General features: G+C 67.4%; 17 protein-coding genes and 3 pseudogenes. 8 read left to right on the top strand and 12 right to left on the bottom strand.

Translation table 11 applies throughout. The features are described from left to right. Window positions 1-15: 15 nt before the first annotated feature. The gene (locus tag A5784_RS38340; protein ID WP_156750609.1) at window positions 16-240 is read right to left on the bottom strand and encodes a hypothetical protein; all 225 of its coding nucleotides are present in this window, start codon (window positions 238-240) and stop codon (window positions 16-18) included. Window positions 241-412: 172 nt separating this feature from the next. On the opposite strand from A5784_RS38340, the gene A5784_RS16480 reads away from it, so the two are divergent. From A5784_RS16480 to A5784_RS16470, 3 genes are all read left to right on the top strand, one after another. After that, window positions 413-2,227 (top strand): peroxidase family protein, encoded by a 1,815-nt coding sequence (locus A5784_RS16480; RefSeq protein WP_064945979.1) that lies wholly within the window; start codon window positions 413-415, stop codon window positions 2,225-2,227. Beyond that, window positions 2,224-3,324, top strand: a complete 1,101-nt coding sequence (locus A5784_RS16475; RefSeq protein WP_064945990.1) for a catalase family protein — start codon at window positions 2,224-2,226, stop codon at window positions 3,322-3,324. Before A5784_RS16480 ends, A5784_RS16475 begins: the two co-directional genes overlap by 4 nt. A 119-nt stretch (window positions 3,325-3,443) precedes the next feature. Next, window positions 3,444-6,044 (top strand): LuxR C-terminal-related transcriptional regulator, encoded by a 2,601-nt coding sequence (locus A5784_RS16470; protein ID WP_064945978.1) that lies wholly within the window; start codon window positions 3,444-3,446, stop codon window positions 6,042-6,044. 3 nt (window positions 6,045-6,047) lie between these two features. Here A5784_RS16470 and A5784_RS39215 read toward each other — a convergent pair. The 7 genes and pseudogenes from A5784_RS39215 to A5784_RS16445 form a co-directional block, all read right to left on the bottom strand. Further along, window positions 6,048-8,213: pseudogene (locus tag A5784_RS39215) on the bottom strand (flavodoxin domain-containing protein); the annotation flags it as partial. 474 nt (window positions 8,214-8,687) lie between these two features. Beyond that, window positions 8,688-9,929, bottom strand: a pseudogene (locus tag A5784_RS39210) (molybdopterin-dependent oxidoreductase); the annotation flags it as partial. 60 nt (window positions 9,930-9,989) lie between these two features. Then, window positions 9,990-10,106, bottom strand: a pseudogene (locus tag A5784_RS39205) (hypothetical protein); the annotation flags it as partial. A 131-nt stretch (window positions 10,107-10,237) separates the two neighbouring features. Further along, window positions 10,238-10,630 (bottom strand): universal stress protein, encoded by a 393-nt coding sequence (locus tag A5784_RS16460; protein WP_064945976.1) that lies wholly within the window; start codon window positions 10,628-10,630, stop codon window positions 10,238-10,240. Beyond that, window positions 10,627-12,168 (bottom strand): tripartite tricarboxylate transporter permease, encoded by a 1,542-nt coding sequence (locus A5784_RS16455; protein ID WP_064945975.1) that lies wholly within the window; start codon window positions 12,166-12,168, stop codon window positions 10,627-10,629. The genes A5784_RS16460 and A5784_RS16455 overlap by 4 nt, the downstream gene beginning before the upstream one ends. Next, window positions 12,168-12,692 (bottom strand): tripartite tricarboxylate transporter TctB family protein, encoded by a 525-nt coding sequence (locus A5784_RS16450; protein WP_064945974.1) that lies wholly within the window; start codon window positions 12,690-12,692, stop codon window positions 12,168-12,170. The genes A5784_RS16455 and A5784_RS16450 overlap by 1 nt, the downstream gene beginning before the upstream one ends. Further along, the gene (locus A5784_RS16445) at window positions 12,689-13,684 is read right to left on the bottom strand and encodes a Bug family tripartite tricarboxylate transporter substrate binding protein (RefSeq protein WP_064945973.1); all 996 of its coding nucleotides are present in this window, start codon (window positions 13,682-13,684) and stop codon (window positions 12,689-12,691) included. The genes A5784_RS16450 and A5784_RS16445 overlap by 4 nt, the downstream gene beginning before the upstream one ends. 64 nt (window positions 13,685-13,748) lie before the next feature. Here A5784_RS16445 and A5784_RS16440 point away from each other — a divergent pair, with 64 nt between their 5' ends. The 3 genes from A5784_RS16440 to A5784_RS16430 all read left to right on the top strand — a co-directional run bounded on the left by A5784_RS16440 (window position 13,749) and on the right by A5784_RS16430 (window position 17,380). After that, a complete protein-coding gene (locus tag A5784_RS16440) occupies window positions 13,749-15,392 on the top strand; it encodes a sensor histidine kinase (protein ID WP_064945972.1) in 1,644 nt (547 codons plus the stop codon). Next, window positions 15,385-16,065: a response regulator gene (locus tag A5784_RS16435; RefSeq protein ID WP_064945971.1), complete on the top strand. Its 681-nt coding sequence runs from the start codon at window positions 15,385-15,387 to the stop codon at window positions 16,063-16,065. Before A5784_RS16440 ends, A5784_RS16435 begins: the two co-directional genes overlap by 8 nt. A gap of 70 nt (window positions 16,066-16,135) precedes the next feature. Then, on the top strand, window positions 16,136-17,380 hold the full coding sequence (locus tag A5784_RS16430) for a cytochrome P450 (RefSeq protein ID WP_082944887.1): 1,245 nt from the start codon (window positions 16,136-16,138) through the stop codon (window positions 17,378-17,380). Here the strand turns inward: A5784_RS16430 and A5784_RS16425 are convergent. Beyond that, the gene (locus A5784_RS16425; RefSeq protein ID WP_064945970.1) at window positions 17,337-17,720 is read right to left on the bottom strand and encodes a DUF2784 domain-containing protein; all 384 of its coding nucleotides are present in this window, start codon (window positions 17,718-17,720) and stop codon (window positions 17,337-17,339) included. The two genes, A5784_RS16430 and A5784_RS16425, sit on opposite strands and share 44 nt — an antisense overlap. Before the next feature lie 45 nt (window positions 17,721-17,765). Here A5784_RS16425 and A5784_RS16420 point away from each other — a divergent pair, with 45 nt between their 5' ends. Together A5784_RS16420 and A5784_RS16415 are read left to right on the top strand one after the other, a co-directional pair. Next, a complete protein-coding gene (locus A5784_RS16420; RefSeq protein WP_156750607.1) occupies window positions 17,766-18,488 on the top strand; it encodes a type 1 glutamine amidotransferase in 723 nt (240 codons plus the stop codon). Window positions 18,489-18,515: 27 nt separating this feature from the next. Beyond that, the gene (locus A5784_RS16415) at window positions 18,516-19,199 is read left to right on the top strand and encodes a phosphoribosyltransferase (protein WP_064945968.1); all 684 of its coding nucleotides are present in this window, start codon (window positions 18,516-18,518) and stop codon (window positions 19,197-19,199) included. On the opposite strand, the gene A5784_RS16410 is transcribed toward A5784_RS16415, so the two are convergent. From A5784_RS16410 to A5784_RS16400, 3 genes are all read right to left on the bottom strand, one after another. Further along, entirely contained in the window at window positions 19,196-19,609 is a 414-nt protein-coding gene (locus tag A5784_RS16410; protein ID WP_064945967.1) for a hypothetical protein, read from the bottom strand. The genes A5784_RS16415 and A5784_RS16410 overlap by 4 nt on opposite strands. A gap of 54 nt (window positions 19,610-19,663) precedes the next feature. After that, on the bottom strand, window positions 19,664-20,488 hold the full coding sequence (gene wag31 / locus A5784_RS16405; protein ID WP_064945966.1) for a DivIVA-like cell division protein Wag31: 825 nt from the start codon (window positions 20,486-20,488) through the stop codon (window positions 19,664-19,666). Window positions 20,489-20,706: 218 nt separating this feature from the next. Then, on the bottom strand, window positions 20,707-20,997 hold the full coding sequence (locus tag A5784_RS16400; protein WP_029368355.1) for a YggT family protein: 291 nt from the start codon (window positions 20,995-20,997) through the stop codon (window positions 20,707-20,709). Window positions 20,998-21,094: the final 97 nt, after the last annotated feature.

Raw genomic sequence — 21,094 nt, 5'->3', positions numbered from 1 at the left:
GGCATCGCACCGATCTCAATCCGACAGGTGCCGGTCGTGGTCCCAGCGCTCAAGCCAGCGCTGCAAGTCGTACACGCCGAGCGCCGCGGTGATCAACAGCAACACCGGCAGTGCGGCGAGCCACGCCATCATGATCGGGCCGACTCTCGGTCGGTCGAGGTCACAGACATCTCGGACATCTCCGATACTCCCCTCAGCAAGTTCTGTTGCCGATACCAGGAAACGTACGACCCGGCTCATATGCCTGACACGAGTGGCGCACTACTCCAGTTCGACCGGCACTACCCCATTGCTCATGCAAGTAGTCGGTGGGTGCCACTGCCGAGTGGCTCGGTTCGAGTAGCGCACTACTCGTGCCTTTCCCCGGCCGCTACGGCAACATTCCTGGCGTGCGCGGATGGGGAGAGTGAATATGGTGACCACGGCTCGACGCCCGAACTGGTTGGCCACCACGGCCGCCCGGTTCGCCCAGCGCGTGGATCAGACCATCGGCTGGTTCCGGCTGCCCACCATCTTGGGCCTCGGGGTGCTGATCGGCCTGCGTCACCAGTTACGGGCGCAGAACCTCTTCGACGCGGGCCCGGTGCCCGATCCCGGCGATGACGGACCGTCTGCTTATCTCGTCGCCCGCACCCGCAGCGGCAGGCACAACGATCTGGGCAGCCCCCAGATGGGAGCGCTGGGCTGCCGGTTCGGGCGCAATGTCCCGCCCACCCATCAGTATCCGGAGAGCGCGACGCGCCTGCTCGAGCCCAACCCCCGGCTGATCAGCCGCACGCTGTTGGCACGGACCGAGTTTCAACCCGCCACCACCCTCAACGTGCTGGCCGCCGCGTGGATCCAGTTCGAGGTGCACGACTGGTTCAGCCACGGCACCGTCACCACCCAGCCGTGGGTGATACCGCTCGCCGACGACGACCCGTGGCCGCAGCGACCCATGCGGGTCGACCGGACCACGCCGGACCCTCATCCCGATCCCGCCGGCCCCGCCACGTTCACCACCCAGGAGACCCACTGGTGGGACTCATCGCAGATCTACGGCACCACACCGGCATTCGCGAACGCGCTGCGGTGCCCCGAAACCGGGCGACTGCGGATCGACGACGCGGGCCTGCCGCCGCCCGACGTGGAGGCCACGGTGGATCTGACCGGCACCGCGGCCAACTTCTGGGTCGGCCTGGCGCTGCTGCATTCGCTGTTCATGCTCGAACACAACGCGATCCGCGACAAGCTCGCCGCTGCCTACCCGCAGCTGTCGCCGCAGCAGCTCTACGACAAGGCCCGGTTGGTCAATGCCGCGCTGATGGCCAAGATCCACACCGTCGACTGGACCCCGGCGATCATCGCGCACCCCACCACGGTCGCGGCCATGCGGGCCAACTGGTTCGGGTTGCTCGGCGAAGGGTTCGCGCGTCGGTTCGGTCGGTTGAGCAGCAGCGTGCTGCTGCACGGGATCCCCGGTTCGCCCACCAACCACCACGGCATTCCGTACTCGCTCACCGAGGAGTTCGTCGCGGTGTACCGGATGCATCCGTTGATCCCTGACACCTTCACGTTCCGCTCGGCCGTCGACGACCGCGTGCTCTCCGAGCACGAACTGCCGGACCTGACTGTCGAGAATGTCCGCGCCCGGCTCGCCGAGACGTCGATGACCGATCTGCTGTATTCGTTCGGCCGTGCCAATCCTGGCGCCCTCAACCTGCACAACTATCCACACCACCTGCAGCATCTGCAGCACATAGACGGTGAGCTCCTCGATCTGGCCACCATCGATCTCATTCGATCGCGGGAGCGAGGGGTCCCGCGATACAACGAGTTTCGGCGGTTGTTCCGGCTCAAGCCTGCGGCCAGTTTCGAGGAGCTCACCGGCGAGAGGACGCTGGCGGCCGAGCTGCGCGAGGTCTACGACGACATCGAGCTCGTGGACCTGATGATCGGTCTCTACGCCGAGCCCAAGCCACCCGGTTTCGGCTTCAGCGACACCGCGTTTCGGGTATTCATCCTGATGGCGTCGCGACGGCTGGAGAGCGACCGGTTCTTCACCGACAGTTTCCGCAAGGAGATCTACACCGAGGTCGGCATGGACTGGATCCGCGACAACAACATGCGCTCGGTGCTGCTGCGGCATCACCGCGAACTCGAACCTGCGCTCGAAGGCGTGCGCAATCCGTTCACACCATGGAACCCGGTCGGCGCCGCATCGCCGAGAAAGGCCACGCCACGATGACCGCTGTCGACGACTCGATATTCGTCCGGTACCACGACGATCTCGAACAGCCCAGGCCCGACGAGGCCGAGGACATCGCCAAGATCGTCGAAGCACTGCACAAGAACAACGTGCGGGCGTACAAGAAGTTCAAGCACGGGTTGCGCGACGCGCACGCCAAGAGCCACGCGATCCTGCGTGGCGAGCTGACGGTGTATCCGGACCTGCCGCCATCCCTGGCCCAGGGGTTGTTCGCCGAGCCGCGCACGTATCCGGTGATCGCCAGGTTGTCGACCACGTCGGGCGTGCTGCGCAGCGATCGCGTGCGCGGGGTGCGCGGCCTGGCCGTCAAAGTGCTTGGCGTGCAGGGCCCGCGGGCCCGGGCCGACGACGACGCCACCACGCAGGACTTCATCATGGTGACCCATCGGGAGTTCCTGTTCGCCGACGCTCACGACTATCTGGTGAAGGGCATGCCCACCGCTACCCTGCTGGCCCGGTTGCCCGACAGCGTGATGGCCGTCGGCAGTGACATCCTGGCCGGGCTCAAGCGCATCGGCGTGCCGATTCCGGCCAACGTGGCGGTGTTCGTGGCCGAGAACCGGCCGATCCTGGGCGAGACGTTCTACTCCTCGGCGCCGATCCGCTACGGCGATTATGTCGCGAAGTTCCGGTACGCCCCGCTCTCCGACGACGTCAAAGCGCTTGAGGACCAACTACTTCCGAAGGACGCCGGCCAGGACGCGCACCGCGACCTGATCATGGATTTCCTGGCTACCCACACCGCCGAATACGAGCTGAGCGTCCAGCTGTGCACCGACCCGACGACAATGCCGATCGAGGACGCCACGGTGGCGTGGCCCGAAGAGGCCTCACCGCACCGCCCCGTCGCGAAAATCGTGTTCGGCCCGCAAAACCCGGCCGGTCCCCAACGCCGCGCGTTCGGTGACGACGTGCTGTCGTTCAACTCGTGGCGGGGCTTGGCCGCGCACCGCCCCCTCGGCTCGATCAACCGGCTGAAAAAGGATGTGTACGACGCCTCCTCGATCTACCGGCACGAGGTGAACCGGGCGCCCAGCCTGGAACCGACCGATATCACCCAACTCCCGGATTCCTGATCCGCAAACACCGAAACCTTGGTCCCATGCCCGCGACCCAGCGCCAACAGCCGAAGTGGCACATCTCGGATACCTCCCACGGCAGCGGTATCCGCCACCGGCACTTAGACTGTGCGTCCATGCCAGGGTATTGGCAGATGTTGGACCGGCCGACGGAACATGCGGCCATCCGCTCTGCGCTCAGCAGTACGGACAGTTGCGGCGTCGTGCTCGTGGGGGCGGCCGGGGTCGGCAAGACGACGCTGGCCCGCGCCGTCACGTCTTCGATGGACACGAAGGTGCACTGGACGGCGTGCACGGAGTCCTCCCGCAGCATTCCGCTGGGCGCCTTCGCGTCCTGGGTGCGGCCGTCGGCCTCCCGCGACCCGATCGCGCTGCTGGGATCCGCGCGGGAATCCCTTGTCGCCGAGGGCGACACCATCGTCGGCATCGACGACGCGCATCTGCTGGACCAGCTGTCGGCGACGCTGCTGCACCAGATCGCCGTCGAGCGCGCCGGCCGGGTGGTGGCCACCGTGCGCACCGGCGAGCCGGTTCCTGACGCGGTCACCTCGCTGTGGAAAGACGGCTATCTGGAGCGCCTCGAACTGCGCCCGTTCAGCAAGGAACAGAGCATCGCGCTCATCGAGACCGTGCTGGGCGGCACGCTGGAGGGCCTCAGCGCCGACGTGATGTGGGAGTCCTCGGGCGGCAATCCACTGTTCCTGCGCAACATGGTCGAAGGTGCGGTGGATGCCGGGACGCTCACCGAGGTCAACGGGGTCTGGCAGTTCCGCGGCCCCACCGTCATCCCGTCCGGCCTGGCCGAACTGCTCGACGAGCGCCTGGCCCACGCCGGCACCGATGTGCTGCATGCGCTGAAACTGCTGTCGCTGTGCGAACCGCTGGACATCGACGCGCTGTCCGAGCTGGCCGGCGAAGACGCCGTGGACGGGGCCGAGATGCGCGGCCTGATCCGCATCACCGAGGACGACCGGCAGGTCAATGCCCGGTTCAGCCATCCGCTGTTCGGCGAGGTGGTCCGCAGGCGCGTCGGCACGGCCTCGGCCCGCAAGCTGCGCGGCAACATCGTCGGGATCCTGCGGCAGCGCGAACTCGATTCGGCGGCAAGCAGAATCCGGCTGGCGCAGCTGTGCGTCGACAGCGATCAGTCCGCCGACGCCGACCTGTTGATCACCGCCGCCAAGGATGCGGTGTTCCTGTCGAATCTTCCGCTCGGGGAACGGCTGGCCCGCGCCGCGTTCGACCGGGGCGGCGGACTGCCCGCGGCCGAGCTGCTGTCCCGGGCGCTGCTGTGGCAGGGCCATCCCGCCCAGGCCGACAACGTGCTGGCCCGGTTCTCCCCCGACGAGCTCGACGAGCTGCAACTCGTGCAGTGGGGCATCCCCCGGTTGTCCATCCTGTTCTGGTCCATGGGCGACGTCAACCGCGCCGAGCGGCTACTCGAGCTGCTGCGCTCCCGCGTCACGCACCCCAGCCTGCGGCTCGTGGTGGAGGCCACCGGATCGGCAATGGCGGTGCACGAGAACAAGATCACCACCGGGCTGGCCGCCGCCGAACAGGTGCTGGCCGACCCGGCGGCCCCCAAACAGGCCGTGGACTTCGCCGCGCTGGGGGCCGGGCTGGCCATGCCGGTGGCGGGCCGCGGCACCGCATTCGAACCGATCGCGGCGCGCTGCCGGGCCGAGCGTAAATCCACCGACGGCATGATCCGGTTGATGGTCCACTACGGTGACGTACTCGCGTTGACGCACCTCGGCGAGCTGGACCTCGCCGAGCAGCGGGCCGCCGAGTACGCCGAATTCTCCACTGCCGGACAGTTTGTCGGCTGGGCGATCGCGAAGATGATGACCGGTCTGGTGGCCACCTACCGCGGCCATTTCCGGGACGCGATCACCGTGCTGGAGCAAGCACTGGCCGCGTTGAATGCGGAATCGTCGCTGCCGTGGCAGCTGGTCGGCCGGCTGCTGCTGGCCCGCGCCTATGCCGCGGTCGGCAATCCCGACCAGGCCGAACGCGTGCTCGAGGATGCGACGGAGCACTCGGGTCCCCATATGGCACTGCACGATCCGCAGTGGACGATCGCCAAGGCCTGGGTGGCCGCCGCCAAGGGTGGGCACCGCTCGGCGATCGACCTGGCCCGCGCCGCCGCCGATGCCGCGCATTCGTCGGGCCAGTTCGCGGTCGAGGCCGAGGCCCTGCACCATGCCGCACGCTTCGGCGACCGCACGGTGACCCGACGTTTGGAGGCCCTCGCCGGTCGCATCGACGGGTCACCCGCAGCGCTCTACGCCCGGCATGCGGCCGCGGTGGCCGCGGCTGATCCCCGCGAGCTCGACGCGGTGTCGGAGGCATTCGAGCAGGCCGGTCTGAACCTGTCGGCCGCCGATGCCGCCGCGCAAGCCGTCCCGCTGCACGACCGGGCCGGCCAGCGCCGCCGCAGCACCGAATCCGCGGCTCACGCCCTGCATTTGGCTGCCCGCTGCGGCGGTGCGGCCACGCCTGCCATCCGGTCGGCGGCCCGGCCGTTGCCGGTGACCGCTCGGGAACGCGAGATCGCCGGACTGGTCGCCGGAGGCCTGTCCAACCGCGACATCGCCGAGCGGCTCACGGTATCGGTACGCACGGTCGAGGGCCATATCTACCGCGCCTGCATCAAGCTCGGCGTGGCCGACCGCGATCAACTCGCCAAGATCGTGTGGAGCGATCTGGGCCAGTAGCGCTCAGTACACGTCACGCACATAGCGCTTCTCGGCGACCAGTTCCCGCTTGTAAGCGTGCGCGGCCTCCTCCGACATGCCGCCGTGGGTCCGGATGATGGCGCCCAGCGCCGTGTCGACGTCCTTGGCCATCCGGGTGGCGTCCCCGCACACGTAGAAGTGGGCGCCGTCCTGCAGCCAGCGCCACACGTCGGCGCCGTGTTCGAGCATCTTGTGCTGGACATAGACCCGCCGCGCTTGATCGCGGGAGAACGCCAGGTCGAGCCGGGTGAGCAGGCCGTCGTGCACCATCTCCTCGAAATCGTCACGGTAGTAATAGTTCTCGTGGCGATGCTGATCGCCGAAGAACAGCCAGTTGCGCCCGCGGTGGCCCAGTGCCCGGCGCTCCTGCAGGAAGCCGCGAAACGGTGCGACGCCAGTACCCGGGCCCACCATGATCATCGGGGTGTCGGCCTCCTGCGGCGGCCGGAAATGCGGCGAGCGTTGCAGGAAAACCGCGGCCGCAGCGGCCCGGTCGGCCAGGAAGGTCGAGCACACGCCGCTGCGGCCGGTCCCGTCGGCACCGCGATACCGGACCACCGACACCGTCAGCTGCACCTCGTGCGGGCTGACCAGCGGGCTCGACGATATCGAATAGCTGCGTGGCGTGAGCCGCACCAGGACGTCCTGCCACTGTTCGGGGGTGGCGCGGGTGGCGAACTGGGTGACGACGTCGAGCCCGTTGCGGTTGCCCAGCCAGGTGTCGAGACGGTCGCGGGAACCCTTGAGTACCTTGGCCGCCGACCGATCAGCAGCCGCCTCCGCGACGAATGCCAGCAGGTTCGGCGTGACGCGGCAGATGTCGTAGGACGTGATCAAGGCGTCGCGCAGCGACTGCTCGGTGCCGTCGACCTCGACGGTCGCCTCGGGACTCAGCGCCGTGGCCGCCAGCCAGGCGTCCACCACCGCGGGGTCGTTGGTGGCGTAGACGCCGAGCGAGTCGCCTGCCGCATAACTGACGTCGTAGTCGGAGATGTCGAAACCGAACTGCCGCACCTCTTTCCGCGACGTTGCGGCAGTCAGCAGCGTGTTGCGCGCCAACGTCGCCAGAATCGGCTTGGCCCTGGTGAATTCGTCCGGTTCGGTACGGATGGCGGTGCGGGTGCCGCCCGCAGCCCGGGTGGCGCTACCGCTCGCCGGCGCGTCGCTCTCACCGGCGATCAGTGCAGTCACAGTGTCGGCCCAGCGCTGCATGGGCTCGTCGTCGTAGGCCTCACACTCCGTACGGTCGAGCAACCGGGTCGCGCCCAGATCGGACAACCGCTGGTCCAGCGATTTGGCGTGGCCACAGAAGCTGTCGTAGGCACGGTCACCGATACCCAGCACCGCGTAGCGCAGGCCGGCGAGATTCGGCGCGTCCGAAGCCTGCAGCCTGCTCCAGAAATCCGAGCCGTTGTCCGGCGGGCCGCCGTCACCGAACGTGCTGGTGATCACGAGCACGTCGCGGACGCCCGCGAGATCGGCCAACGCCAGATCGTCCATGCCGACCAGTTCGGCGCCGGCCAACCGCTGGGCCAACTGCGCCGCGAACTCCTCGGCGTTGCCGGTCTGGGAGGCCCACAGCACCAACGGCCCCGACGGTAGCGCGACCACCGCGCCGGACGTACCGGCCCGCGAGTAGCGTCCCGCCAACATCCCGTCGACCCACAGCCGTACCGTCGGGCTGACCGGCGCGGACTCCGGTAGCACCGGCACACCGACCGGGGCGTCGGCCAGTCCGGTGAAAAACCCTGACAGATAGATCTTCTCGGTATCTGAGAGGGTCGGCCGGCCCATCACGGTCAGGCCCATCTCCGCGGCGACGGGGTGCGCGGGCGCAGCGCCGGCCACGGTGAGCACCGGCCGCAGGCTCACGGCACAGGCTTTGAACTCGGGCTGCAGTGAGTCCGGGTCGACGGCGTCGTTGGTCAGGGCGTTGATGGTGAGGTACTCCCCGTGTTCGTCGTTCCAGTGAAACGGCACAAAGCAATTGCCCGGGCGAACCCGATCGGTGAGCACTGCGGGCAGCACCGCCCGGCCCCGTCGCGAGGACAGCTCGACCGATGCCCCTTCGACAATGCCGAGCCCCTGCGCGTCGACGGGGTGAACTTCCACGAAAGGACCCGGATTGAGCTTGTTGAGCTTGGCGACCTTGCCGGTTTTGGTCATGGTGTGCCACTGATGCTGCAACCGGCCGGTGTTGAGCACGAACGGGTAGTCAGAAGAAGAGGGGCCGGGCATTTCCGCTGGATTGCGGTGCGGGCGCGCGTGAAACACCGCGCGCCGCGACGCCGTCGCGAATGCCAGCCGCGGGCGGTGGCCGTTCTCGTCGACGAACAGGTCCTGGCTGATGCCATCGTTGAGGTACCTGATGGGATGCCGGTCGTCCCCACCGGTCGGGGCGTCCAGCGGCGGGCACGGCCACTGCAGCGGCGTCTGTCGCAACCGGGCGTAGCTGGCTCCTCTCAGGTCGTAACCGGTCTTCGGGTTGGCGAACCCGCGGATCTCGTCGAAGATCTCCTCGGCGCTGCCGTAGCTGAAGTGGTCGGCGAATCCCAGCTGCGCGGCGACCCCGCAGATCAGCTGCCAGTCCGGCCGGGCATCTCCGACCGGGGGGATCGACGCGGACAGCAGCGTCAGATTGCGCTCGGAATTGACTGCGACGCCTTCGGATTCGGCCCACAGCGCGGCGGGCAGCACGACGTCGGCGTAGTGATTGGTGGCGGTCGACCGGTAGGCGTCCTGCGCGATCACCAACTCGGCCGCCTCCAGACCGTTGATCACGGTCTTGCGGTTGGCCACGGTGGCAACCGGATTGGTGCAGATGATCCAGCAGGCCTTGATCCGGCCCTCAGCCATCTCCTCGAACATGCCGATCGTGCCGGGCCCCACCTCGGAACGGATGGTGCCCGGCTCCAGTCCCCACCGATCCTCGACGAAGGCCCGGTCCTGTGCCGAGAAGACCGCGCGCTGGCCGGGCAAACCCGGCCCCAGATAACCCATTTCGCGGCCGCCCATCGCATTGGGCTGACCGGTCAGCGACATCGGGCCGCTGCCGGGTCGGCAGATCGCGCCGGTGGCCAGGTGCAGATTACAGATGGCATTGGTGTTCCAGGTGCCGTGCGTGCTCTGGTTGAGCCCCATGGTCCAGCAGCTCATCCACTCGCCCGCCTCGGCGATCATCCTTGCGGCGGTCCGGATGTCGGCTTCCGGTACGCCGGTGATCTCGGCCACGCGCGTGGGCGGGTAATCGGCCAGGAACTGCGGCATCGCGTCCCAGCCCTCGGTGTGCTCGGCGATGAAATCATGATCGATCGCGCCATCCGTCACGAGCACATGCAGCAGACCATTGAGCAGGGCCACGTCGGTTCCCGGGGTGATCTGCAGGAACAGGTCAGCCTTCTCGGCCGTGGCGGTGCGGCGCGGGTCCACCACGATCAGCTTGGCCCCGGCCTTGAGCCGGTCGGCCATCCGCAGGAACAGAATCGGGTGGCAATCGGCCATATTCGAGCCGATCACGAAAAACAGGTCCGCACAGTCGAAGTCGGCGTAGGAGCCCGGGGGCCCGTCGGAGCCGAGCGATTGCTTGAAACCCGTTCCGGCACTGGCCATGCACAACCGGGAGTTCGATTCCAGGTGGCGGGTACGCAGATACCCCTTGGCGAGCTTGGTGGCCAGGTACTGGGCTTCCAGCGACAGCTGGCCCGACACGTACAGCGCGACGGCATCCGGACCGTGCTCGTCGATGATGGCCCGCAGCCTGCGGCCGGCCTCGGCGATCGCGTCGTCGACCGGGGTGGGCAGCAGTTCGTCGTCGCGGGTGCACCGCAGCAACGCCGACCGCAGCCGATCGTCGTCGACGGCCATCATCTCGGCGTGCATGAGGCCTTTGGTGCACAACCGGCCGAAGTTCGCCGGGTGCAGTTTGTCCCCTGACACCCGGGCGATCACCGTGCGGTCACCTTCAACCCTGGTGGTGACCTCGATGCCGCAGCCGACACCGCAGTACGAACACGCAGTTCGGGTGGGTGTGCCATCTGCCATGCGGCCATGGTCAGCTGCGGCTGTTCCGGCAACTTTCCCCGCAGGTTATCGCGACGAAAATTGGTCCTCACCGGGCCCGGGGCGCTGCGGTGAGGATGGTTTGCCCAGCTCAGCGGGAGATCGCCCGGCGCTCAAGCCCCTTCGGGTTTGACCGCAAGCACCGGTTTGGGGCATTCCAGCAGCAATCGTTGCGCGACGCTGCCCAGCAGCAGCTTGCCGACCGGGCTGCGGTGCCGGATACCGATGACCAGCAAATCGGCGTCGGCGCGGTCCATCGCCCTCAACAGCTCGCCGACGGTATCGACACCGACTGGACGCTGCAGCTCGAACTGCACCCCGCTCGCCCGCAGCTGCTCCTCCACGTCATGGATCTCACCGGAGCGGGCGAACCGGGTGTCGACGTAGGCATCCCCGGAGGTCGCATTGATCACCAGCAATCCGGTGTCGCGCCGTCTGGCTTCGGCGATGCCGTGCTCGAGGGCTGCCCGGCCGAACGGATCCGCGCTATAGCCGACGACAATCATGAGTGGGCCGCCTTCTCTTTCTGATCCGCATCGTCCTCGACGATCAGCAGGGTTTCCTCGCTACGGTGCATGAGCTTGAGCACCAACGGCACCAGCAGGGGGATCGCCATGAGCACATAGGTGACGATCGCGACCGGTTCGGTGAACAAACTGCTCCAGTCACCGCCGCCGAGCTGCAGACTCTGCCGCAGCTGCCGTTCGATGCGTGGGCCCAGGATGACGCCGATGATCAACGGCAGCACCGGCAATCCGAAGCGGCGCATCATGAGGCCGAGCAGGCCGAACACCAACAGCAGCGCGAGATCCAGCGGTTGCACGTTGACCGCCAACGCTCCCAGGGTCGCGAAGAACAGAATGCCCGCGTACAGGTACGGCCGCGGCGTGCGCAGCAGCTTCGCCCAGATCGGCGCCAACGGCAGGTTGAGCACCAGCAGCAGGAAGTTGCCGATGAACAGGCTCGCGATGAGCGTCCAGATCAGAAGCGGTTCCTTCTCGAAAAGGGTTGGCCCGGGCTGGATTCCGTACGACACGAACGCCGTCAGCATGACCGCCGCGGTGGCGTTGGTGGGTAGGCCCAGCGACAGCATCGGCACCAATGTGCCTGCGGCAGAGGCATTGTTGGCCGCCTCGGGCCCCGCCACGCCTTCGATCGCGCCCTTGCCGAACTCCTCGGGATGCTTGGAGAGCTTCTTCTCGGTGATGTAGGACAGGAACGTCGGAAGTTCGGCACCGCCTGCCGGCAGCGCACCGAACGGGAACCCGTACGCGGTGCCACGCAGCCACGGCTTCCACGACCGCCCCCAGTCCTGCTTGCTCATCCACGGCCTGCCCACGGGGATCACGTCGGCCGGGCGCCGACGCAGGTGCGCGGCCACCCACAGGGCCTCGCCGAGCGCGAAGATCGCCACCGCGATCACCACGATGTCGATGCCGTCGGACAGCAGCGGCAGCCCGAACGTCGCGCGGGGCTGGCCGGTGAGGAAATCGATACCGACGACGCCGATCGCCAGGCCCAGGAACAGGGAGATGGCGCCGCGCAGCTTCGAGGCACCCAGCACCGCGGTCACCGCGACCAGGGCGAACAGCATGATCGCGAGATACGACGGGGCGCCGAGCGTGACCGCGAAGCGCGAGATCGGTGGGGCGAACGCCGCCAGCAGCGCGGTGCCGATCGCCCCCGCGACGAATGATCCGATGGCCGCGGTGGCCAGGGCCTGGGCGGCTCTGCCGGCCTTGGCCATCTTGTTGCCCTCGATCGAGGTGATCACCGACGACGATTCGCCCGGAGTGTTCAGCAGGATCGACGTGGTCGACCCGCCGTACATGCCGCCGTAGAAGATGCCCGCGAACATGATGAACGCCGCACTGGGGCTGACGTTGTAGGTCACCGGCAGCAGCAGCGCCACGGTCATGGCCGGGCCGATGCCCGGCAGAACCCCGACCGCGGTGCCCAGTAGCACGCCGATGCAGGCGTACAACAGATTCATCGGGGTGGCGGCCTGCTCGAACCCCTGCAGCAGCCAGTCGAAGTTCTCCATCACAGAATCCCGTCCAAAATGCCTGCGGGCAGCGGAATTCCGAGCCCGGAGTAGAACCCGTAAAAACTCAGCACCGACAGCACCGCGCCGATCGCGATGTTGCGGACGTAATGCCGATTACCGAGGATGGTCGCGGCTCCACCGAAGAACAGTGCCCCGGCGATCGCCCAGCCCAACGGCTTGACCAGCACGATCAGCAACACGAACAAACCCACCAGCAGCCCGACGGTGCGCCAGTCCCCCGGCGAATTGGGATCGACGTCCTCGCCGGCGTCGGCTTCTCCGACTGACCCGCGGGGTATCGCGATCGCCAGGATGATCGCCAGCACGATCAGCACGACGCCGATGGCCACCGGGAAGAATTTCGGGCCAACGGGGTCGACCTTGGCGAAGCCCGCCGTCAGCGACAGTGCGTCGAAGATCAGGTAAGCCCCGACCGCGACCATCACCACACAGACGAGGTACTGGGCCTTGTCGACCGGTTTGGCGACTTCATCAGCTTGCGGTTCTGGTGCGGCGGTCATATCAGCCCCAACTCGGTGAGTGTCGACGAAACACGTTCGTCCTGGTCCTTCAAGAACTGTTCGAACTGCTCACCGGTGACGAACGCATCGGTCCAACCGTTCTTCACCAGCGCCTCCTTCCACTGCTGCGTGGCGTGCAAATCCTCGAGGGCCTTCAGCATGGCCTTCTTCGCGTCATCGGAAATGCCCGGCGGCGCAAGGACTCCGCGCCAGTTCGCGAAGGTCAGGTCGATACCCGACTCTTTGAGCGTCGGGGCGTCGACGCCCTTGATCCGCTCGTGGCTGGACACCGCAAGCACTCGCAGTTGTCCGGCCTCGATCTGGTCGATGAGTTCACCCGGGCTGGAGGTTCCGACGGTGATCTTCTTGCCGAGCAGCGCGGTCAGCAGATCACCGCCGCCGTCGTAAGTGACGAAGTTGACCGATTTCGGCTGGACGCCAACGGCCTTGGCCAGCTCCATCGGGAACAGGTGGTCGGGGCCGCCGGGTGACGAGCCGCCTCCGATGGTGACCTTCGACGGATCGGCCTTCCACGCCGCGACGAGATCGCCGATCGTCTTCAACGGCGAGTCGGCGGGCACGAAGACCGCACCGGGATCCTCGATCAGCTTCGCCAATGCGGTTGCGTCAGAAGCCTTTATCCGCGATCCGTTGGTGTAGGTGGCACCGACCACACCGAGACCCATCGTCATCATGAGGTCGTCGTTGCCCTTTTCGTTCATCAACCGCGCCATGGCAACCGTGCCGCCCGCGCCGATCACGTTGAACACCTCGACACGTCCGGTGATGTCGGTGTCTTCCATGATCTTCACCGCGGTACGCGCGGTCAGGTCATAGCCGCCGCCCGGGCTGTTCGGCACCATCATGCGCAGCCGGTGCAGCCCGCGTGAGTCGTCGTTGCGGGTCACCCCGCACCCGGTCAGCGCGAGCGCCGCGACCACCGTCAGGATCACCCCGAGCACCGTCGCCAGGTGTCCTCGTCGACACGTCATCAACCCGTCCCCAATCACTTGTGATGCTCAGCAATACTGAATCGTGACGTGACCCAGGTCACTGATGAGTTCGCAAAGGAAGTATTGGTCATTGAGTTCACGCTCGGCGCTAGTGCGCCTGCTGCGGGGCCGGAGCCTCGCCGGCCAGTTCCTGGCCTTCCAGCTGGTGGTGGTCGCGGTGGTGCTGGTCGCCGTCGCGGCGGTGTCGGTCACGCAGTCCACGCGTGAATTCCGCGACGTTCGGGGCCAACGCATGATCGCGGTGGCGGAGAACATCGCCTCGACACCGATCGTGCGGGACCGTTACAGCGATCCGTTCGCCGCGACCATCCTGGCCCCCGACGTGGATCGGGCGGTCGCCCTCTCGGGCGCCGAACTGGCCGAGATCATCGATCCGACCGGCACGGTGCGCGCGTCGTCGGATCCCCAGCGCCTGGGCACGCGGATCGACCTCGGGCCCACCCGCGCCGACGAAGGCCGGGCGTGGTTCGGCGACAGCGACATCGACGGCGCCCACAGCCTGGTCGGCCAGGTGCCGATCCTGGCGCCCGACGGCGATGTCCTCGCCATCGTGTCGGTCAGCGAACGGTATCCGTCGGTGTGGCAACTGCTCGGCGGGGCCGGCGAGCGCCTGCTGATCTACCTCGGCATCGGCGCCGCGCTCGGTCTCGTGGCCTCGTGGCTGCTGTCCCGACGCATCAAACGGCACACCCGCGGCCTGGAGGTCGCCGAGATCGCCGGCCTGGCCGATCATCGGGAAGCGTTGCTGCACAGCATCCGCGAGGGCGTCGTGGCGGTGAGCACCGACGGCGCCATCACGGTGCTCAACGACAGCGCGCAGGAATTGCTGGGTCTCGACGACAGCGCGGTCGGCCGCCGGGTGGACGACGTCGGCCTGGACCCGACGATCGCGGGGTTCCTGCTGGAAGGGGCCGCGGGCCGCGACGAGGACGACGTGATCATCACCACCAGAACACGGGTCCTTGCGCTGAACCGGCGCGCGGCGAGCAGCCAGGGTCAGCGCATCGGTACCGTCACCACGATGCGCGACAGCACCGAACTTGCCGCGCTGCAGGCGCAATTGTCATCGCACCGCAGTGTGACCGACACGCTGCGGGCGCAGACCCACGAGTTCGCCAACCAGCTGCACACCATCTCGGGGCTGACGCAACTCGGGGAGTTCGACGCGGTCCGCGATCTGGTGGGCACGCTCACCCGACGCCGCGCGGAGATCAATGATGCTGTGACCCAACATATTTCCGACCCAGCCGTGGCTGCGCTGCTGATCGCCAAGACCTCGCTGGCCGCCGAGAGCGGCGTCACCCTCATCCTGACCGGCGACAGTCACCTGGCGGCCCTCGACCCGGCCCTTGCCACCGACGTGATCACGCTGCTCGGCAACCTGGTCGACAATGCCGTGGACGTCTCGGTCGGGGCCGGGCCGGCACAGGTGCGCATCCACATCGATGATGCCCAAGGGCTGCTGCTGACCGTGGCTGATTCGGGTCCCGGTGTGCCCCAACACCTTCGGGAGTCCATCTTCTCGCGCGGTGTCACCTCGAAACCCGATGTCCCGGGTGGCCGCGGAATCGGCCTTGCGTTGGTGCGGTTGGTGACCGCCCAGCACGGCGGCACCGTCGAGATCACCGACAACCCCGGCGGCGGTGCGATGTTCACGGTCCGAATCCCGGAGGCCGCCCATGTATGACGTCCTGGTGGTCGACGACGATTTCATGGTCGCCGAGATCCATCGCCGATTCGTCGAACGGGTCGACGGATTCCGCACCACCGGCGTCGCGCGAACCGGAACCGACGCGCTGGCCGCGGTGGCCGAGCTGAATCCCGACCTGGTGCTGCTCGACGTGTATCTGCCCGACATGACCGGGCTGCAGGTTCTGCACCGGTTGCGGTCGGAGGGCAACCGCGTCGGAGTCATCATGATCACCGCGGCCCGCGAACTCGACACCGTGCGCGGCGCCCTGGACGGCGGCGCCGCCGACTACCTGATCAAACCGTTCGAATTCGACCAGCTGCGAGCCAAACTGCTCGCGTACGCGGCGCGTGCCGACGCCCTGGCGGCCGAGGGCGGCGCCGACCAGTCGATGATCGACGCCTTGTTCGGCGGCGGCGCCGCCGCCCCCAAGGCCGCGCTGCCCAAGGGTCTGGGCACCGAGACGGCCGGCCTGGTACTCGATGCCGTACGCGCCGCCGGGGAGGTCTCGGCAGCTGAATGCGCTGAACTCGTGGGGATTTCGCGGGTCAGCGCGCGCCGCTACCTTGAGTACTTCCTCGGTACGGGGGCGCTGGAGCTGCGGCTGCAGTACGGCACCGGGCGCCCGGAGCGACGCTACCGCGCGGTGGCCCCACCGACACTGAGGTAGCGCGCTACTCACGCATGCGGATTTCTGCCGGGGCACCATCGCAGTGGGGGTTGTTCAAGGGAAGGCTGCGATGACCACGATGACCGCGCCGACTATGCGACGCACCTACCCCGACGTGTTCGACGCGGGCCTGCCATCCGTCAACTACGAGCACGCCTCCGACCCGGAGGAAGCGCACCGGATCATCGCGCAGGCCCGCGGGCAGGCCCCGATCGCGATCGGACCGCACGGTCCGGAGATCCTCAGCTACCCGCTGGTGCGCGCCGTGCTGCGCGATGAACGCTTCGTCCCACCCAAGGGATTGTTTCTCGCCGCGCAGGGCGTCACATCGGGACCGCTGTGGGACCGTGCGGCGGCCAACCTGCTCAGCCTGAACGGCCCCGCGCATCACCGGCTGCGCCGGTTGGTGGCCAAGGCCTTCACCCCCAGGGCCGCCGAGCGGCTGCGTGGCACCTGTGTCGAGGTCATCACCGAGCTGACGGACCAGTGGGCGCCGATCGGCGCCTGTGATGTGGTGGCCGACGTCGCACGTCGCTATCCGATCCCGGTGATCTGCGCTCTGCTGGGTGCGCCGCCGAGCGACTGGGACCTGATTTCGGGATGGGCCGACGACATCTTCAAGATGTTCAGTTGGAATGTCGGCGGCAACGGGGCCGTCATCGAGCAGGCGGGCTGCGAATTCGACGAGTACATCGAAGCGATGGTGGCCGGGCGTCTGTTCACCCTCACCGACGATCTGCTCTCCGATCTGATCCGCGCGGAGGTCGACGGAGACCGGCTCACCCATGCCGAGCTGCTGATGCTCGCCGGTGGCGTGCTACTGGCAGGCACCGACACCACCCGCAACCAATTGGCCGCGGCGGTACAGGTGCTGTGCAAGCATCCTGCCGAGTGGCAGCGCCTGGCCGAATATCCCGAACTGGCACCGGTTTTCGTCGAAGAACTGATGCGGCACACGCCAATTGCGTTGAGCACCATCAGAATGGCCCGCGAAGATGTCGAACTCGGCGGCGTGACGATCCCTGCCGGAACCGTCGTCGTCGCCAATACCGCTGCGGCCAACCGTGACCCGGATGTCTATCCGGATCCGGACCGCTTCGACGTCACGCGCGAGCACCCGGCGGCAATGCTGACCTTCGGCGGCGGGGCCCACTATTGCCTGGGCTCACACCTGGCCAGGCTCGAACTCACCCAGGCCCTCACCGTACTGACCCGCCGGTGGCGCAACATCCGGCTCGATGGTCCGGTCCGGTGGAAGCCGCTGACCGGCGTCAGCGGCCCGGCCGTCCTGCCGGTGCGCTTCGACGCCACCTGATCAACACCAGCGCCCAGGATGTCAGCACCACCGCGAACACCGCCGCCTGGACCGGCAAAACCCAACTCGCCGGATACAGCACCCCGGTGATGTAGTGCGCGATGAACCCCGCAGATGGCAGCGGCGGCATCCCCGCGCGAGCTCGCGCCCACCGTTCCGCCGCGGTGAGCGGACAGGGCAAATCGAGTGCGACGCTGCCAAGACCCCACAGGACGGCCGCCACGTGCAGCGCGATCGTGCGCGGCCACCGGCACGCGATGAACCCGCCCAGCAGAAGATAGGCGATGAAGGCGAAGTGAATCGCGACGGTGAGGGCGACCAGCACCGAGTACACCGTCATGGACCCAGCCCCTGTTCACAGCGGCTCCGCGCGATAATGTGTGGCGTGACATCGAGAGTACTGTTCATCCGCGTCGACCCCACGGCACCCGAGGCGATGCTGGGCGAGGCGTTCAGCGAATGTGGTTTCGAGATCGACACATTCGACGTGGTGCCTGCCGACCGTCTTGATTCCCCGGTCGCCGACGTGCAGTTCCCAGATCTGACCCGCTATGACGTCGTGGTCGTGCTGGGCGCACGCTGGTCGGTGTACGACGAAAACCTGCGCGCCAGTTGGATGGGAACGTTGATGACCCAGCTGACGGAGGCCGCCGACGCGGGCGTGGGTCTGTTCGGTGTGTGCTTCGGTGGTCAGTTGCTGGCACAGACGTTCGGCGGGTCGGTCAGCAGGTCCGATGCACCCGAGATCGGCTGGTACGAGGTCGAAACCGACGATCCCGAGCTGATCCCGCCCGGTCCATGGTTCGAGTGGCATATCGACCGCTGGACGGTGCCGCCGGGGGCCACCGAGATCGCCCGCAACGGCAACGCATCCCAGGGGTTCGTGCTGGGCCGGGCGCTGGCCCTGCAGTTCCACCCCGAGCTCGATGAGACCGTGCTGGAGTACTGGCTGGCCGACGACCGCGACGGCCATGCCGGCATGGTCGGCCGGACCCACGACGAATTGCGCGTCGAGACAAAAGAACTCAGTGACGACGCAGCGCAGCGCGTCCGCGCGTTGGTACGCAATTACCTGACGCGGGTGGTCGGCGCGACTCCGCAGCCGTAGGGTGGTCACTGGAAGTTCAGATTCGCCATGTGTGCGTGGGGCAGCGTTACCCGGCACGATGCCGGGCGGGTGTTCCGGGACCGCCGCGAGGCGGGCCAGGTCCTGGCCCAGGAGTTGATGTCCTACCGCGGCCAGTCTGACGTGGTGGTGTTGGGCTTGGCCCGCGGCGGCGTGCCGATCGGCTGGGAAGTGGCGGCCGGCTTACAGGCTCCGTTGGATGTGTTCCTGGTACGCAAGCTGGGTGTGCCGCAGTGGCCCGAGTTGGCGATGGGCGCACTGGCCAGCGGTGGCGGAATCGTGGTCAACGAGCAGCTTGTGCAGCGGCTCGACATCAGTCGCCGGGAACTCGACGCCGCGATCGAGCGCGAAACGGCCGAACTGGCCCGGCGCGAGAAGGCGTATCGAGGCGGCCGCCCGCCCACGGAGCTGGCCGGCCGAACGGTGATTCTGGTCGACGACGGCATCGCGACCGGTGCGAGCATGCTCGCCGCGGTGCGGGCCGTGCGGGCCGCGCGCAGGCTTGTGGTGGCGGTACCGGTAGGGCCTGCGTCGGCATGTCGGGAACTCGCCCGGGAAGCCGACGAGGTGGTGTGCGCGAGCACGCCCACGGAGTTCTCGGCCGTCGGCCAGGCGTTCGCCGACTTTCACCAGGTCACGGATGACGAAGTGCGTGCCCTGTTGGCAACACCGACCGTGAGCGCCTCGGACTAGCTCTTGTGTTCCTCTGCCGCTTCTTCGGCGGTCGACTCGACGTCGTGCGCGGCGCTCTCGGTGGACTCGGTGGTTTCGTCCGATCCCGATTCAGCCGGTTCAGCCGATTTCTCCTCGGCGGTTTCGTCGGCAGGTTCTGCCTCGGCAGCCGGCTCGGCCTCAGCCTCGGCCGGCTCGTCGGGATAGTCCTCGACTGCGTCCTCGGTGCTCTCAGCAGCCGCCGGGGTCTCGTCGGCCGACTTCTCAGCCGCCCCACGTGAACGTTCCCGCAGCGCATCGACGATCAGCAGCACCACGCCGAGCACGCTGGCACCGATGCACACCCAGGCGATCAGCTCGTTGCTGGTCACCACGGCGGTCACCAGCGCGGCCAGACCGATGACGGCAAGCACCAGCGCAATGATCAGCATCAATCAACCCTAGCTAGGTAGTGGCCTGACGAACGGTCGCGTTCCGGTCAGGGGTTAGTTGTTGCCCCGGTTGAACTGGCCGAAACCACTGGCGTCGCTGTTGGCGCTGGAATCGACCGGCGCCGCGGAGCCGCGCTGACCGAGCTCTTCGAGCTGAGATTCCAGGTAGGTCTTCAGCCGCGTGCGGTATTCGCGTTCGAACGTCCGCAGCTGCTCCAGCCGGCCTTCCAGCACCGTGCGCTGCTGGTTGATGGTTCCCATGATCTCGGAGTGCTTGCGCTCGGCGTCGGCCTGCAGTGCGTCGGCCTTCTCCTGGGCCTGACGCAGCTGGGTCTCCGAGCGGGTCTGCGCGTCGGCCAGCATGGCGTCGGCGCGCTGCCGAGCCTCGGTGACCGTCGTCTCCGCCGTCTTGCGGGCATCACTGACCATGGCGTCGGCCTGTGCCCGTGCGTCGGCGAGCATCTTCTCCGACTCGGCCTTGGCCGAACCGGTGAGCCGGTCAGCCGTGTCCTGCGCCAGGCTGAGCACGCGCGCGGCACGGGCCGCGGTGTCCTCGTTGGTCGCCGTCGGGGCTACCGGCGCAGCCGGTGCCTCGTAGACGGGCTTCGGCGCGGGGGCCGGCTCCGGCTCGGGCTCAGGCTCGTAGAGCGGGATCGACTTGGTCGGCTGAGCAGCGCCACCACCGGAGCGCGCGGACGCCAGCTCGGAGTCGAGCTCGGAGACGCGCTGCCGGAGATCGGCGTTCTCTTCGATGAGTCGGGTCAGCTCATTCTCAACCAGATCGAGAAAGGCGTCGACCTCATCCTCGTTGTACCCGCGCTTGCCGATGGGCGGCTTGCTGAACGCGACGTTGTGGACGTCCGCCGGTGTGAGCGGCATTGTCTGCCCCCTTGGAGTCTTGGACCGTCAATCGATCTCGAAGTGTAGAGCCTGTTGTGTAGAGCCTTGTTTGGACGCAACTGGCGTCCATCCTGTCACACCAGAACCGGAGGTTGCAGTCGAGGCCAATTTTTAAGAACGAATTTCAATCTTCTCACGCGTTTTCGGCCACTCCGGCAAACGATCTCGGCGCAGGTGGAGCGCCGTGACCGGCCGGGTCAGCCTGCCGCCCCGAGCGCCAGTTGCATGCCGATGAACACGACGAGCAGCAGCACCATGATCGACAGATCCAGCCGCACGGCGCCGATGGTCAGTTGCGGGATGATCCGGCGCAGGAGCTTCACCGGCGGATCGGTGAGCGTCAGGATGACCTCCAGGATCACCACCGTCAGACCCTTGGGGTGCCAGTCACGACTGAACGACCGGATGAACTCGACAACGACCCGCGCGATGAGCAACAGCCAGAAGATGAACAGCGCGAAGAACAGGATCTCGAAGAGCAGCGACAACTGGGCCGACCTCACTCAGGCAGATGTATGACATTCGATACAGGTCGCCTCAGCGGTAGAACCGGCCGATTGTGCGACGCCGCCAGCCTACCCGGCC

Origin of the sequence: Mycobacterium sp. 852013-50091_SCH5140682 (assembly GCF_001665685.1) — a bacterium.
In the GTDB taxonomy this organism is placed as follows: Bacteria; Actinomycetota; Actinomycetes; order Mycobacteriales; family Mycobacteriaceae; genus Mycobacterium.
This window is presented reverse-complemented; position numbering and strand designations above follow the sequence as displayed.